This window comes from Leptotrichia sp. oral taxon 218, assembly GCF_018128225.1.
Taxonomy (GTDB): domain Bacteria; phylum Fusobacteriota; class Fusobacteriia; order Fusobacteriales; family Leptotrichiaceae; genus Leptotrichia.
The window spans coordinates 1,634,641-1,648,602 of record NZ_CP072377.1 but is presented as its reverse complement, the minus strand read 5'-3'; the positions used below and the strand labels follow the sequence as shown (position 1 = coordinate 1,648,602).

Sequence of the window (13,962 nt, the reverse complement as noted above, 5' to 3'; positions counted from 1 at the left end):
GAGAAAATTTTATGAAAAAATTAATTTTTGCAATTACAATTTTTTTAGCAACAAGTTTAGGAGCAAATGCATACACGCTTAGGGAATCTGTTCAGGAAACGCTTTCAAAAAGGGGAATAAAACAAAGTATAATTGATGAAACATCAGACTTCTTGTTGTATTCAAAAGGTAGAATGTCGATTATTCCACAAAAAAATGAAATCAGTAGTTTGATTAATAAAGCAGAAAAGTTATTAAAAAAGGATAAAAATAATATTCAAATTAAACAATATTTGATTTCAATATATTCAATAAAAGGTGATACGCAAAGTATTTTAAAAGCTAAAAAGTTGCTTGAAGAAAATTTGAAAGAAAAAGATATTACCGATTTTGAATCTTGGAGCATGAGTGGATTTTATTATTATCAAATTGGGGAAAAGAAAAAAGCACAAGAATATTTTGATAAAATTAAGGAAAAATATAAGGACAGACCGGCTGTTTATAAATTGATAGAGATCGTTCTCACAGATATTGATTTATTGAGTAAAAGTAAAAAATTTAGTGATACTGTTGAGGATTTGGCAACAAATGAAAAGGATTTGGAAGAAATTGAAAAAAATTCTAAGAAGCAAGTTGAAAATCTTAAAATTGTAGAAGATTTTTTTCAATCTGAACAAAATAAAAGAGAATTTGGTGTTGTAGATGAACTTGTTTATAATTTTAATTTTTTGCTTCATGCTTCAAAAATTAATGAATTAATGGAAGAAAATTCAAAAGGATCAAAAGGACTTGATTTGAAAACTAGAGAAGAAATAAAAAATTATTATTTAAAAAATATTGCAAATAATGAAAAAATGACAGAAGATGCAATAAGATATAATATTGTACCAGAAAGGACATATTTGTTGATAATAACAATGGTAACTTCAATTGATGAAGAAGAAGGAAAACAATTTGTAAATGAACTAGAAAAAACTAAACTTTATAAAATAATAAAAGAACTAGAAAAATAATCTAATTATTAAAAATATAAGAGTTATTTTGAAATATTATTTTAAAATTTTCGAATAAATTTAACAAAAAAGGAGAAAAAATGAAAACAGCAGTATATTGCGTAAGCAAAAACGGATACGAAACATGTTTAAAAATAAGAAACAATGTTTATAAAAATTTGCATATTTATGTGTCACAAAGAGTGGCAAATATGCTCAATCTTGAAAGTGAAAATGTGGAAAATTTATTTGTGATAAATGAGCGAGTGCCAATTTTATTAGAAAAGACATTTGATAAATATGATTTGCATATTTTCGTTGCGGCGACTGGAGCAGTTGTGAGAATTATTGAAGGGAAATTTAAAAGCAAGGACACAGATCCAGCTGTTATTACAGTTGATGACCACGCTAATTTTGTGATTTCATTGCTTTCAGGACATCTTGGCGGTGCAAATGAAGAATGTAAAAAAATTGCAAATGGAATCGGAGCAATCCCAGTAATTACAACAGCTTCTGACGTCGGTGGGAAAATTGCGGTTGACACATTGTCACAAAAAATTAAAGCAAAATTGGAAAGTTTGGACGATGCCAAGAGAGTGACTTCGCTTATCGTAAATGGAGAAAATGTGAGCATTCATTTGCCAAAAAATATCGTAGAAAACGACAAAAATTGTGCTGGAGCAATAATTGTCTCAAACAGAAAAAATATCGAAATTTCTAAAATTATTCCTAAAAATATCATTCTCGGAATCGGCTGTAAAAGAAATACGCCAAAAGAAAAAATTATCGAAAAAATAAATTATGTAATGGAAACTCAAAATTTAGAAATGGATTCGATAAAAAAAGCCGCATCCGCTTGGGTAAAATCTGATGAAATTGGACTTTTAGAAGCAATGACCGAATTAAATATTCCAATAGAATTTTTTGAAAAAGAAAAAATTTTGGAAGTAGAAGATTTAGTCGAAGAGCGTTCAGAATTTGTAAAAAATCAAATTGGAGTGTACGGCGTTTCCGAGCCTTGTGCATATTTAGCTTCGAGCAGAAAAGGTAGTTTTTTAGTAAAGAAAGTTAAGTTAGAAGGAATTACAATTTCAATTTTTGAAGAAGAAATGTAGGATCAAAGAATTGAAATTGATTTTGAGAAAAAATAAATTTCATAAGACTTTCCAATTTAATTTAAATATTTAATATCTAAAAACAAGAAAATCAAGGAGAAAATATGAAAAAAATACTTTTTACATTAGCACTATTTTTTATAATAAACTTAAATTTAGCCGCCTTAACAATGAAGGAAAAAATCCAGCAAGATTTATCAAAAACAGGTGTAAAACAAGAAATAATTGATGAAACTGTAAAATTGGATAAGAAATTTGGAGAAGGATTTGTAGAAGAAGATGGAGATGGGAAAAAGGCAACTGAAAGCAAGGATGAATGGGAAAAACTTTATCTGAAAGATAAAAGAAATTATGTTGCCTTGGAAAGATTGATAGAATCATATTTTGTGACTGGGATACCAAATGATCCTCAGAAGAAAAAATATATTTCAGAATATTTGAAAATGGATATTCCTGAAGATAGAAAAAATTTCGTTTTGGGAAGGGACTTCTGGAATTGTTCTGAAAACAAAAATATAAAAAATGAGTATTTTGAAAAAGTTAAAAAGATTAGCGATAATCAGTATTATTTGAAGGGAATAGATTTTTTTGAATATATATCAAAAGAAACGGAAAATATAAAAGAAGATGGAAATTCTAAGTTAATGAAACAGAAAATAGATGAAATAACGCAAAAAATGGATGAAATTGATAAAATACTTGATAATAAAAATTTGCTAGAAAAATACAGAATTTCTGATGAAGAAGCCTATTCTGATCAATTAACTTTTTTTATGGTTGGTGGTATCCTAAAAGCGTTTACAAGTGATACTGAAGGAATGGTCAATGATTTTATAAATAAAATTGCGAATAAACAGATTTCTAAGGAAGTGGCTGAGTATAATCAAAATAAAGAAATAATTACTGCTTTGTTAATCAAAGTGACACTGGCTTTGAAAGAATTTTCTGGAGAGGCAGCAAAAGAAGGAAAAAACTTTGAAAAATTGATAAAAAGACTGGACGAAACTGAAATGTTTAAAAGAATTATGGAAAATACGAAAAACGGTGAAACTATTGAAAACGATAGTTATTTAGAAGAAAAGAGAAAAAATTTTGAATCACTCTCAGATGATGAACAAATAAAGCAAATTGTTAATCAAAAAAAATTTGACTATATCGAAACGAGAATAGACAAGGAGAAAAAGATTTTCGATTGGACATTTGGATGTGATGGATTAAATTGTAAACTTGTTTTTTTAGGAAAAAATAAAGATTTTGAGAAAAAAATAAAATTAAAAGATTTGAAAGAAAAAGAAAAAATTGTTAGAATTCTTATTTTTGGAAAAAGAGAAGAAGATGAAGAAATTTCAGAAGGAGTATTTTTAAGAAAAGGAACTGACAGTAAAGACAATAAATTTTATGTGTATGATGATGAAAATGAAGATAAAATATTAACAGTTTTTGTAGGTCAAAATGAAAATTTAGATTTTTTTAAATTTGTAAATAAAATATTGGGAGAAGATTATAAAAATGTTGAAGCAAAATATGGTGGAAGAGATTAAAAATAATAAAATAAAAATTTATTAAAATATAGTAATTTAGGAGGAAAAAATGAATAAAAATGGAAAAATTTATGTAGTAGGAATTGGACCTGGGAAAAAAGGAGATATGACATTTAGAGCATATGAAGCGATGGAAAAAAGTGATGTTATTGTTGGGTATAAAACTTATACAGATTTGGTAAAAGAGTATTATCCCAATAAAGAAATTGTAAGTTCTTCGATGATGAAAGAAGTTGATAGATGTACTGATGTTTTGAAGATGGCAAAAGATGGGAAAAATGTGGCTCTTATCAGTAGTGGAGATGCTGGAGTTTATGGAATGGCTGGGATTATGTTAGAAATTGCGGATGACAAAATAGAAGTCGAAGTAATACCAGGAGTTACAGCTACAAATGCAGCTGCTGCAATAACGGGAGCTCCTGTTATGCACGATTATGTGACAATTAGCCTAAGTAATTTACTGACCGACTGGGAACTTATAAAAAAAAGATTGGAACTTGCAGCACAAGGGGATTTTGTTGTAAGTATCTACAATCCGAAAAGTCGAGGGAGAGTTACGCAAATTGAAGAAGCACAAAAGATTATGCTAAAGTATAAGCCAAAAATGACTCCAGTTGCGATAGTTAGAAATGCAGGAAGAGAAAATGAAAAATATGTTGTGACGACTTTAGAAGAGATGACAAAACATGAAATAGACATGCTCACAATTATGATAATTGGAAATTCAAATACTTATGTGAAAAATGGGAAGATTATAACTCCAAGAGGATATAGCAAAAAGTATGAATATTAAATAAAAATTTTAAGAAATTAGAAAGAGGAAAGATGGCAATAATTTATGTGACAGGTGGAGCAAAAAGTGGGAAAAGTAAATTTGCGGAAGATTTACTTTTATCTTTGAATGATGGAAAGCAAAAAAATGTGTATCTTGCAACTTCGGTTGTCTTTGATGAAGAAATGCAAAAAAAAGTTGAATTGCATAAAACGAGAAGAAAAAATAATTGGATTACGGTTGAAAGTTATAAAAATTTTTCACAAAGTTTGGAAGAAGTAATGAATGAAAATAAAAAAAATAAAAAAAATAATATGCTTGTAGATTGTTTGACGAATATGATAAGCAATATTATTTTTGAAAATGAAGAAATAGATTGGGAAAAACCTGAAAAAAATCAATTGGAAAAATGTGATAAAAATGTGGAAAAGGAAGTTCAAAATTTGTTTGAAATTTTTAAAAATTTTGAAAATGTTGTAATTGTGTCAAATGAAGTGGGAATGGGCCTTGTTCCCGCTTATCCGCTTGGCAGATATTTTCGCGAAATTGCTGGAAAAATGAATCAGTTTGTTGCAGAAAAAGCTGATGAAGCGTATTTTGTAGTTTCAGGAATTCCGATGAAAATAAAGTAAAAGTTATTTTTAAATAGAGATTTAAAGTAAGATGTGAAAACAAATGAATTTAATGGGGAGGTCAAATGTGGAATTTGAGATCAAAAGTAAAAAAATAGACTATCATTATAGTGAATTTAGAATGCTGCTAATTGCATATATTTGTGTATACTTTATGAGTCCTATATTTATTTTTTTTATAAAAAGTGATATAAAACATTATTATATTTTATTAATTAATGCTGTTTTTGTTATGATATTTTATATATTTATAGTTATATTACAAATTTTTCTTAACTTATTAATAGGATTAAAAGAAAAGAAAATAATATTTTCAGAAAATTATTTAGAAATTTTTTTTGGAACAGAAAGTAAAAAAATAAGATATAATAAAATAGAAATGATTTTTCTGAGAAAAAACTTATTGAATTCAGCAGATATAATAATAAATTTTCCAACCAATAATACAAGTTTATTTAATAGACAAGAAGAGTTATTTAAAAGCGATAAAAATAGTATAATAATAAGTAATGTTATTAATTATGAAGAAATATTTAAAGAATTAAAACAAAGATTATTTTTCTTTGAAAGTAAAAATGAAAAAATTTTAGAATATAAAAGTTTTATCGAAAATAAAATAGTAATAATATTTTTAATATTATTATTTTATTTTTTCTATAAAATAAAAATATCAATATGTTTAATTATTATGTTATTCGTTAAAATAAAAAGGTATAATTATAAAATCAATTATTTAAATAATGACCAAATAAAAATTTTTAATGCGAATAAAGAAATTTATATAAAAAAAAATAACTATTTTTTTGACAAAGATGACTTAAAATTAAAAATTAAAAATGTTGATAGAATTTTATTGTCGAGTAATTCAGTGTTTTTACCTATGCATTATAAAATAAAAGGATAAAAAAATGAAAAATATAAAAGAAACTTATAACAAAAAAATGAGAAAAATGTTTACAGAAAATATGAAAAGTATATTTACTAAAGATATGTTGAAAAAATATGATGAAAATATGTTAAATGTATTGAAAGAAGTTGGAGTGGATATATTAAATGCAAATTATGAAGAAGCAAATAAAAAAATAGTGAATATTAATAAACAAGAAATATATGAAATAATATGGAATATGGCTGATGTTACAGAAAGTTTCACTTTTTATGGATTTTCACAATATATGTATAAAAAAACAGAAAATGTAATTTGGTTAAATTTGTCAGCAAGTTTGCTATCATTTACATTTTGCTGTGTTGAAGGAGCTTATGCTGTTGGCATTTTTCATGCTAGAGAAGCAGTAAAAATTGAAAAAGATCTTGAAAATTTAGTAACTTTACTAAGTTTTTATGGACTTCCAGAACATTTAATGGATGATGAAGAGGCAGAGAAAGTAGCAAAAGAAATTTTAGAGTTAGATAAGAATAACGAAAGTGCGATTTGTGTATTGAATGAAATTTTAAATTCTAAAAAAGAGTAAATGCTATGAAAAATTTTATAGAGAAAAAGACAATTAAATTTATTAAAGATATAAAGTACAAAAATAAGTAAAAAGAACCATAAATAAAAATACAGATAAAGAAAATTTAAATTATATTTGAGCAATGGAGTGTGTAAAATTTTTATATAAATTTAAGAATTCAAAACTAGTTCTTAAAATGTTTCAAATATTAAAATTCAGAAATAAAGTGCCACAGAGTATCTAAATGACTTTATTTTAAATATCAAGTTGTGGTATAATTAACATATATTAAAATTTATAAGAAAATAAAAGAGGGAGTGATTTTATGAGAAAAAAAGCTGTTCCTGTGGGAATTGAAGACTTTGAAAGAATAGTAAGGGAAGATTATTATTATGTAGATAAAACATTGCTAATAGAGAAATTATTAATAAACAGAGCTCCTGTAACCCTTTTTACAAGACCACGAAGATTTGGAAAAACATTGAATATGTCGATGTTGAAATGCTTTTTTGATGTAAAAAATAAAGAGGAAAATAAAAAACTTTTTGAAAATTTGAAAATATATAATAGTGAATATATGAGCGAACAGGGGAAATATCCTGTAATTTTCATTTCACTGAAGGATTTAAAGGGAGATACTTGGGAGAAATGTTTTGAAAATCTAAAAAAAACAATGTATAAAATTTTTAATAAATATGAGTTTGTGAGAGAGAAATTAAATATTGTCGAAAAAAGAGAATTTGATAAAATTTGGGAAATGAGAGATAGTGAAGAAAGTTTTAAAACTTCACTTTTAGATTTGTCAAATTATTTAAATAAATATTATGGAGAAAAAGTCATAATTTTAATAGATGAATACGACGCTCCAATAATAAATGCCTTTGATAAAGGATACTACAATGAGGCAATCAATTTTTTTCAAACATTTTACAGTTCAGCACTAAAGACAAACAATTCCTTGAAATATGGTATTTTGACAGGAATAACAAGGATTATAAAGGAAGGGATATTCTCTGGTTTAAATAATTTAAAAGTAGATACAATATTAAATAAAAAATATTCAGAATATTTTGGACTTCTTGAAAGTGAAGTGATTGAAATGCTAGATTACTTTGGTATGAAATACAAAATTGAAGAGGTTAAAGAATGGTATGATGGATATATTTTTGGAGAAAGTGAAGTGTATAATCCATGGTCTATTGTGAATTATATTGATAATGGAGAAATCAAGGCATATTGGGCAAATGTTTCAGGAAATACACTTCTAGAAAATATGCTTGATCATGCTGGAGAAAGTGTTTATGATGATTTGAAACGATTTACCGATGGGGAAAGCATTGAAAAATATATTTCGGATGGAACGACAATAAAAAGTCTTTTAAATAATGATGATGAAATATGGCAATTACTCTTATACAGTGGGTATTTAACAAAAGATGAAAAACAAAAAGAAATAGATGTAACTTCAGAATATACAGATGTTTATAACTTGAGAATTCCAAATAAGGAAATACGAAAATATTTTGGGAATATGTTTTTAAATAGATTTTTTGGAACAGAAGTAAAAACAAATATTTTGATAAAAGCACTTGAAAATGGAGATATTAAGAAATTTGAAAAGACATTGGGAGAAATAATGATAAATATGCTGAGTCATTTTGACTTGGATAAGGAAATGGAGAAGATTTATCAGGTGTTTATGATAGGGCTTGTAGGATTTTTGATGGGGAAGTATGAGATTATTTCAAATGATGAGAGTGGATATGGAAGATACGATCTTGCGATGATTCCAATAAAAAGCAATGAGAAGGCGTATCTTATGGAATTTAAAATATCGAAGACGAAAAAGGGGATGGAAGAGAGAGCACAGAAGGCGTTGAAACAGATTGATGAGAAGAAATATGATACGAAACTGAAGGCAAGAGGGATAAAGAATATTTTGAAGATTGGGGTTGCGTTTTATGGGAAAGAAGTGAAGGTTGTTTTTAAATAGAGGTTTAAGTAAAGGTGTTAAAATGGAGTGTAAATAATACCGTAACTTCTGTAAAACGAATATTTGAAAATCAAAATAATATTTATAATGTTGAATTGAATAATGGTGTTATGGAATATAGAGAATTTGTAAGAAATCCTAAAACAGTATACGATACTAGGATATACAAAATGGAAGATTTAATTAAACAAGTTATCAATGAGGAAATCCAAAAGTAAGAATTCCCTATACTAAGGGAGATACTGGAAAAGAGTCGAAACCGTTTGCTATGTCGTATCCCGAATATGGTCAAGGTGGTGCTTTTCAATTGCTTCCTGTTGATAAAATGGATATAAAATACGATAAATTGGATATTTTACCAAATCCAAGAATAGATTTAATATTAAGAGAAAAGAGGGAACATCATGAAAGGTTGGATAGAAGAATATGCAATATTAAGAAAATTTATAGAAAAATATTGCGAAGAACAAGACAAAAATTGTTTGATAGAAATATTAAATATGAAAGATAGATTTTTATTTAAATATTTTGTTAATGAATTTTCTAAGTTAAAAATGCTAAATAAAATGACAGAAGAAGATTTAAAGGAATATAAAGAAAAAATTATGATGTATATTTAAAAAATTAGAATTAAGAATACAAATACAAGGATGTATTAATTATAATCATACATTAGGATAGCCTATTTATGAAGGAGGTATAAAATGAAAATGAAATTCTATTATTATATAAGTAAAAATGGAGAATTATGGGGAGAATTCTGTAGTATTATTAACGGAGAAAAATATAATATAGGTTATTCTGTATTTCTTAGTAGGAAATTAACTGAAATAAAATCTGAGGGAATAGACTATTTTCTAAAAGAAATAGAAAAAATAAAGAATGGTGAAAAAGAATGTGTTGAGGGCTATGGAGAAACATTAGATTTTTTTATATTCAAAGACAGAGTAGATTTTATAGATTGGTTTGGAGACTATGATAATTGGAGTTGTACAATAGAAGAATTCAAAAGAGCTCTATTAGGAAAAAAGGAGTTTTTAGAAATGCCACGAGATATAAATAGTTATCTTGAAATTGAAATAAATGGTTTATAGAATACACTAGAATATAAAAATAGTATAATTCAAGTTTAGATAAGAAAAGGATTAATAACTCTTGAAGAGAAAGATGGATATTTTATTTCATCTGAAATTAATTACTAACTTGAAAAAATTAATTAATTATGTTATAACTATTTAGATTATTTTAAAAACAATTTTCAAATTGAAGAGCATATCAAAATATGTAAATCAGAAAAAAATAAATAAAAAAATTAATAAAATATTTGGCATTTATTTTTTAGTGCTAAAAGGAATTTTGAAGGAGGAAAAAGTGGAAAAAAGAGCAACTGTAATAACATACGGATGTCAAATGAATGTAAATGAAAGTGCAAAAATGACTCAGATGTTAAAAAAAATGGGTTATGAAATGACTGAGGATATTGAACATTCAGATTTGGTATTTCTTAATACTTGTACAGTAAGAGAAGGTGCTGCAACAAAAGTTTATGGGAAATTAGGGGATTTGAAAAGAATTAAAGAAGAAAAAGATGGACATATGATAATAGGTGTAACTGGATGTCTTGCACAAGAAGTGAGAGATGAATTTATAAAAAGAACACCTTATGTCGATTTGGTTTTGGGAAATCAGAATATTGGAAGAATTCCTGATATTATTGAAAGAATTGAAAAAGGTGAAGAAACTCATATAGTTATGGTTGACGATGAAGACGAACTTCCTACCAGAGTTGACGCTGATTTTGGAGATGACATAGTTGCATCAATTTCAATAACCTATGGATGTAATAATTACTGTACTTTTTGTATAGTTCCATATGTGCGTGGAATGGAGCGTTCTGTACCAATTAATGAAGTTGTAAGAGATGTTGAGCAATATACAAAAAAAGGTTATAAAGAAATATTGTTTTTGGGACAAAATGTAAATTCTTATGGAAGTGATTTGGCTGATAAAAGTGATAATTTTGCTGAGTTGCTAAAAAGAAGTGCCGCAGTTGAAGGAGATTTCTGGATAAAATATGTATCGCCGCATCCAAAAGACTTTAGTGATGATGTGATTGACGCAATAGCAAAAAATTCTAAAATAGCTAGAATGTTACACCTGCCGCTGCAATCTGGTTCAACAAAGATTTTAGATGCGATGAATCGTGGTTACACAAAAGAAGAATATATAAAACTTGCAAAAAAAATTAAAGAAAAAATACCTGATATTGGTTTGACAACAGATATTATCGTTGGATTTCCCGGAGAAACTGATGAAGATTTTCAAGATACAATGGATGTTGTAAATGAAGTTGGATTTGAAAATGCATATATGTTTATGTATTCTAAAAGAACTGGAACTCCGGCGGCTACAATGGAAAATCAAGTCGATGAAAAAGTTAAAAATGAAAGATTGCAAAAACTTATTAGACTTCAAAATATGAAAGCTAGAGAAGAAAGTCAAAAATACTTGGGACAAACGATAAAAGTTTTGGTTGAAGGACCTAGTCGAAAAAATCCTAAAATGCTAACTGGAAGAACTTCAACTCATAAAGTTGTTTTATTTAAAAATAATGGGAAAAATTTAAAAGGTAAATTTGTAAATATTAAAATTAATGACGCAAAAACTTGGACATTATATGGAGAGTTGGTGGGAGAATAATGGAAGAAAAAAAGAAAAGAGGAAGACCGAAAAAAATAGTTGAACAGAAACTTGGTGAAACAGAAATGGCTTTAAAAGAAGAAAATTTAATTAAAAAAAATGAAGCTGAAAAAATAGAGAAAATTGACGAAACAGAAAAAAATCAACAAGAATTTAAAAATTCGGAAAAATTTTTACAAGATAAGAATTTTCAAGAAAAACATCAGGAAGAAGAGATGATAAAAGATATTCTTTCTAAAAATGTTACAACTTTGAAAAAAATGGCAAAAGAATATAAAATTGAAGGATTTTCTGGGATGGCAAAATCTGACTTGATAAATGCTATTCTTATAAAAAAAGGCGAAGAAGAAGGAAAAACTTACGGTTTTGGAAAACTTGATATTATGAATGGTTCAACTTACGGATTTTTACGAAATACTTCTGTTGGACCAGATGTCTATGTTTCAATTTCCCAAATTAAAAGATTTTATTTGAGAAATGAAGATATTGTGTTTGGAGAGCTTAGAATACCGATTGGAACAGAAAAAAATTACGGGATTTTAAAAGTGCTTCTGGTAAACGGAGATTTGCCTGAAAAATCACTAGAAAGACCATTTTTTGACGATTTGATTCCATCTTATCCTGATGAAAAATTAAATCTTGGCTCAGGTGAAGTTTCTTCAAGAATAATCGATTTAATTTCTCCGATTGGAAAAGGACAGAGAGGACTTATCGTAGCTCCCCCAAAAGCTGGGAAAACTGTACTTTTATCGACACTTGCGAATGATATCATAAAATATAATCCTGAAATTGATGTTTGGATTTTGTTAATTGACGAACGACCTGAAGAAGTTACGGATATAAAAGAAAATGTGAAAGAAGCCGAAGTTTATTCAGCGACATTTGACGAAGATCCTAGAATTCACACGCAAGTTACTGAAAATGTGCTAGAAATGGCAAAAAGAGAAGTTGAGCGTGGAAAAGACATCTTAATTTTAATGGATAGCTTGACACGACTTGCAAGATCTTACAACATCACAATTCCATCAAGTGGAAAATTAATTTCAGGTGGAATTGACCCCAATGCACTTTATTATCCAAAAAGATTTTAGGAGCTGCAAGAAATATTAAAAATGGTGGAAGTCTTACAATTATCGCAACTGCGCTTATTGAAACTGGAAGCAGAATGGACGAAGTTATTTTTGAAGAATTTAAAGGTACTGGAAATATGGAAATTATTTTGAGTCGAACTCTTGAGCAACTTAGAATTTTTCCAGCTATAGATGTGCTAAAAAGTGGAACAAGAAGAGAAGAACTATTAATCCCTAAAAAAAATTTGGAAAAAATTTGGACTCTTAGAAGAGAACTTAGTGGAATGTCAGAAGTTGAAGGGATGAAAAAATTAATTGAACTTACAAAACTATATAAAAATAACGATGAATTACTTGAAAATTTAATATTAAAAAAATAAATTTTTATGCTGCGCTAAAGATTTTTAGTGCAGTTTTTTTATAAAAAAAATTAATCCTTGAATTACAAGAATTAATTTTTAACAAATATTTTTTCTAATTTCCTTAGTTTTGTAACAGACCATCATTACTAGGGTTTGCTTGAAATATGTTACTGTCAGTTCCTTCTGTTTCATCAGTAGCATTATCATTTGTTGTTGATTCATAATCATCAGTTCCAAATGCTTCTTCTTCACCTAATATTTTATCTTTAGGAATTTGATAATTTGTGATTTTTTTAATTGTTATAACTTTATCTTTTTTAGATATTGTTCCAGAAACATTTAATCCAATTAAATCAGCTTCAGTTACTCCATATTTTTCTGCTGCAAAATTGTAGATCCCATCAAGTAAGCCACTTTCATCTTTTACAGTGTAAGAAATAATTTTATTTGGAAAAACCAAATTATCTTTTGTATAAACAAATGTGTTTGTAGCTCTCAAATATTCGCCTTCATAATTTTTGTCAGTTGTTTTCAATTTTTTTGTTTTTGTTTTCGCTGTTTTAGCTTTAGGAATTTTAAATTGTTGATCTTTTGTTGCAGAAATTCCAATAACGCAAATAGCGAATAACATAATTATAACAAATATTTTTTTCATAAAAAATACTCTCCCTTTTTTATCTTATTCTAATATTTCTAATATAATATTCTTATTTATGAAATCCCAAATCAGCAGGGTTTATGTCCCCTGAAATTTTTTTAATGATTCCATTTTGATTTTCAAATTTTTTTCTCATCAGAGTAACTTTTTTTATAAGCTCTATTGTGTCAGATTCAAGATTACCTGCGTTATAGCGTCCCATAGACCAGTAATCAAGCACAAGCGAACTATCTCCCATAATTTTTTTTATGTCATATTTTTTAGCAAAAACTAATGCTGCATAAAGTCCAACTAATTCTCCAAAATTATTTGTCCTATGTTTTGCAACATAGTAATTTCCAAATTCATTAATCTTTTCTTTGGGTAAAATTTTGTATAAAAGTGGGTTTCCCTTATAATCTGATAGTCTTACTTCGACTCCATTACCTCTTCCAGTTCCTGCATCAAAATAAATTGCCAAGCAATCTATGTCGCTTTGAAAAATTTTACTTATAATTTCGATGTCGTTCTTTTCTTTTTTTTCATATTTTGCTCCAGAGTCAAGCCATTCCTGTGCTTCTTTTATATTTTCAAAAGATTTATATCTAGCCTTTTTCTTTAAAACAACTTTTTTGCATTCTTCCCAGCTTTCTAAAATTCCGCTTGTGCCGCTATTCACCAAATAATAAGCATATACTTTTGCCATAATTTAAAA

The 13,962-nt window shown here is 27.2% G+C and carries 13 protein-coding genes and 1 pseudogene; 12 read left to right on the top strand and 2 right to left on the bottom strand.

Annotated features, from left to right (window positions below; genetic code table 11):
• Positions 1-11 precede the first annotated feature (11 nt).
• The 12 genes and pseudogenes from J5A73_RS07785 (at position 12) to rho (ending at position 12,628) form a co-directional block, all read left to right on the top strand.
• The gene (locus J5A73_RS07785) at positions 12-992 is read left to right on the top strand and encodes a M48 family metallopeptidase (RefSeq protein ID WP_211614610.1); all 981 of its coding nucleotides are present in this window, start codon (positions 12-14) and stop codon (positions 990-992) included.
• Between the two features lie 80 nt (positions 993-1,072).
• A complete protein-coding gene (cbiG, locus tag J5A73_RS07780) occupies positions 1,073-2,086 on the top strand; it encodes a cobalt-precorrin 5A hydrolase (protein WP_211614608.1) in 1,014 nt (337 codons plus the stop codon).
• Positions 2,087-2,190: 104 nt separating this feature from the next.
• Positions 2,191-3,627 (top strand): hypothetical protein, encoded by a 1,437-nt coding sequence (locus tag J5A73_RS07775; protein ID WP_211614606.1) that lies wholly within the window; start codon positions 2,191-2,193, stop codon positions 3,625-3,627.
• 49 nt (positions 3,628-3,676) lie between these two features.
• On the top strand, positions 3,677-4,420 hold the full coding sequence (gene cobJ / locus J5A73_RS07770; protein WP_211614604.1) for a precorrin-3B C(17)-methyltransferase: 744 nt from the start codon (positions 3,677-3,679) through the stop codon (positions 4,418-4,420).
• Positions 4,421-4,452: 32 nt separating this feature from the next.
• Positions 4,453-5,031, top strand: a complete 579-nt coding sequence (gene cobU, locus J5A73_RS07765) for a bifunctional adenosylcobinamide kinase/adenosylcobinamide-phosphate guanylyltransferase (RefSeq protein WP_211614602.1) — start codon at positions 4,453-4,455, stop codon at positions 5,029-5,031.
• A gap of 908 nt (positions 5,032-5,939) precedes the next feature.
• The gene (locus tag J5A73_RS07760) at positions 5,940-6,503 is read left to right on the top strand and encodes a hypothetical protein (protein ID WP_211614601.1); all 564 of its coding nucleotides are present in this window, start codon (positions 5,940-5,942) and stop codon (positions 6,501-6,503) included.
• A gap of 307 nt (positions 6,504-6,810) precedes the next feature.
• Positions 6,811-8,478, top strand: a complete 1,668-nt coding sequence (locus J5A73_RS07755) for an AAA family ATPase (RefSeq protein WP_211614599.1) — start codon at positions 6,811-6,813, stop codon at positions 8,476-8,478.
• A 14-nt stretch (positions 8,479-8,492) separates the two neighbouring features.
• Positions 8,493-8,696 (top strand): hypothetical protein, encoded by a 204-nt coding sequence (locus J5A73_RS07750; protein ID WP_211614597.1) that lies wholly within the window; start codon positions 8,493-8,495, stop codon positions 8,694-8,696.
• Positions 8,697-8,746: 50 nt separating this feature from the next.
• Positions 8,747-8,989 (top strand): hypothetical protein, encoded by a 243-nt coding sequence (locus J5A73_RS07745; protein WP_211617470.1) that lies wholly within the window; start codon positions 8,747-8,749, stop codon positions 8,987-8,989.
• Between the two features lie 193 nt (positions 8,990-9,182).
• Positions 9,183-9,572, top strand: coding sequence for a hypothetical protein (locus J5A73_RS07735; protein WP_211614593.1), 390 nt, complete (start codon positions 9,183-9,185; stop codon positions 9,570-9,572).
• A gap of 277 nt (positions 9,573-9,849) precedes the next feature.
• Complete coding sequence (miaB, locus tag J5A73_RS07730; protein ID WP_211614591.1) at positions 9,850-11,178, top strand: tRNA (N6-isopentenyl adenosine(37)-C2)-methylthiotransferase MiaB; 1,329 nt, start codon at positions 9,850-9,852, stop codon at positions 11,176-11,178.
• Positions 11,179-11,393: 215 nt separating this feature from the next.
• Positions 11,394-12,628: pseudogene (gene rho / locus J5A73_RS07725) on the top strand (transcription termination factor Rho).
• Between the two features lie 103 nt (positions 12,629-12,731).
• On the opposite strand, the gene J5A73_RS07720 reads toward rho, so the two are convergent.
• Entirely contained in the window at positions 12,732-13,265 is a 534-nt protein-coding gene (locus J5A73_RS07720; protein WP_211614589.1) for a hypothetical protein, read from the bottom strand.
• A gap of 52 nt (positions 13,266-13,317) precedes the next feature.
• The gene (locus tag J5A73_RS07715; RefSeq protein ID WP_211614582.1) at positions 13,318-13,953 is read right to left on the bottom strand and encodes a ribonuclease H family protein; all 636 of its coding nucleotides are present in this window, start codon (positions 13,951-13,953) and stop codon (positions 13,318-13,320) included.
• Positions 13,954-13,962: the final 9 nt, after the last annotated feature.

Bases quoted from the DNA above. Each gene is read 5' to 3' on its own strand.
- J5A73_RS07745 (WP_211617470.1), top strand. From the start codon at position 8,747: ATGTCGTATCCCGAATATGGTCAAGGTGGTGCTTTTCAATTGCTTCCT.
- J5A73_RS07715 (WP_211614582.1), bottom strand. From the start codon at position 13,953: ATGGCAAAAGTATATGCTTATTATTTGGTGAATAGCGGCACAAGCGGA.
- J5A73_RS07785 (WP_211614610.1), top strand. From the start codon at position 12: ATGAAAAAATTAATTTTTGCAATTACAATTTTTTTAGCAACAAGTTTA.
- J5A73_RS07775 (WP_211614606.1), top strand. From the start codon at position 2,191: ATGAAAAAAATACTTTTTACATTAGCACTATTTTTTATAATAAACTTA.
- J5A73_RS07755 (WP_211614599.1), top strand. From the start codon at position 6,811: ATGAGAAAAAAAGCTGTTCCTGTGGGAATTGAAGACTTTGAAAGAATA.
- cobU (WP_211614602.1), top strand. From the start codon at position 4,453: ATGGCAATAATTTATGTGACAGGTGGAGCAAAAAGTGGGAAAAGTAAA.
- J5A73_RS07760 (WP_211614601.1), top strand. From the start codon at position 5,940: ATGAAAAATATAAAAGAAACTTATAACAAAAAAATGAGAAAAATGTTT.
- cbiG (WP_211614608.1), top strand. From the start codon at position 1,073: ATGAAAACAGCAGTATATTGCGTAAGCAAAAACGGATACGAAACATGT.
- cobJ (WP_211614604.1), top strand. From the start codon at position 3,677: ATGAATAAAAATGGAAAAATTTATGTAGTAGGAATTGGACCTGGGAAA.
- J5A73_RS07735 (WP_211614593.1), top strand. From the start codon at position 9,183: ATGAAAATGAAATTCTATTATTATATAAGTAAAAATGGAGAATTATGG.
- J5A73_RS07720 (WP_211614589.1), bottom strand. From the start codon at position 13,265: ATGAAAAAAATATTTGTTATAATTATGTTATTCGCTATTTGCGTTATT.